Annotated in this window: 1 protein-coding gene; it reads left to right on the top strand. The window is 62.4% G+C overall.

What is annotated here, in order from left to right:
• Positions 1–27: 27 nt before the first annotated feature.
• On the top strand, positions 28–1338 hold a 1311-nt coding region (locus ACL02S_RS24090; protein WP_412804781.1), incomplete at its 3' end, for an IPT/TIG domain-containing protein.

Raw genomic sequence — 1338 nt, 5'->3', positions numbered from 1 at the left:
CCCTATAGCTACCTCGGAGCCCCCACGCTGGTCTCGGTGGTTCCGGGTTCGGGTCCGGAGGTCGGTGGTAATTCGGTGACGTTGTCCGGTACCGGGTTCACCGGTGCGACGGGGGTGGATTTCGGTGGGGTTTCGGCGGTGTCGTTCACGGTGGTGTCGGATACGCAGATCACCGCTACTGTTCCTGCGGGGACCGGCACGGTCGCTGTCACCGTGACCACTGCGGGTGGTGTCAGCAATAGCGTGTCCTACACGTATGTCGCGGCACCGACACTCACCTCGGTGGTTCCGGGTTCGGGTCCGGAGGTCGGTGGTAATTCGGTGACGTTGTCCGGTAGCGGGTTCACCGGTGCCACGGCGGTGTTGTTCGGTGGGGTTTCGGCGGTGTCGTTCACGGTGGTGTCGGATACGCAGATCACGGCGGTAGTCCCAGCGGGGACCGGAACTGTCGAGGTCACCGTTACTGCTACCGGTGGCACCAGTAACGGTGTTCTCTACACCTATGTTGTCGCACCGACGCTCGTCTCGGTGGTTCCGGGTTCGGGTCCGGAGGCTGGTGGTAATTCGGTGACGTTGTCCGGTAGCGGGTTCACCGGTGCCACGGGGGTGGATTTCGGTGGGGTTTCGGCGGTGTCGTTCACGGTGGTGTCGGATACCCAGATCACCGCTACCGTCCCTGCTGGCAGTGGTGCGGTCGATGTCACGGTGACCACTGCGGGTGGTGTCAGTAATCCGGTGTCCTATACGTATGTCGCGGCACCCACGCTTATCTCGGTGGTTCCGGATTCGGGTCCGGAGACCGGTGGTAATACCGTGACGTTGATCGGTACCGGGTTCATTGGTGTGACCGCGGTGTTGTTCGCTGCGAATGCGGCGGTGTCGTTCACGGTGGTGTCGGATACCCAGATCGCGGCGATGGTGCCTGCGGGGACCGGTGTTGTTGCCGTCACGGTGACTACTGCGGGTGGTGTCAGTAATCCGGTGTCCTATACGTATGTCGCGGCACCCACGCTTATCTCGGTGGTTCCGGATTCGGGTCCGGCAACCGGTGGTAATACCGTGACACTGACCGGTACCGGGTTCACGGGTGCGACGGCGGTGTTGTTCGGTGGGGTTTCGGCGGTGTCGTTCACGGTGGTGTCGGATACGCAGATCACGGCGGTAGTCCCAGCGGGGACCGGAACTGTCGAGGTCACCGTTATTACTATCGGTGGCACCAGTAATGGTGTTTTCTACGCCTATGTTGTCGCACCGACGCTCGTCTCGGTGGTTCCGGGTTCGGGTCCGGAGGCTGGTGGTAATTCGGTGACGTTGTCCGGTACCGGGTTCACCGGTGCG

Origin of the sequence: Nocardia spongicola (assembly GCF_047200775.1) — a bacterium.
In the GTDB taxonomy this organism is placed as follows: Bacteria; Actinomycetota; Actinomycetes; order Mycobacteriales; family Mycobacteriaceae; genus Nocardia.
Note: the sequence above shows the minus strand (reverse complement) of the source record. Positions and strands in the feature narration are given on the sequence as shown.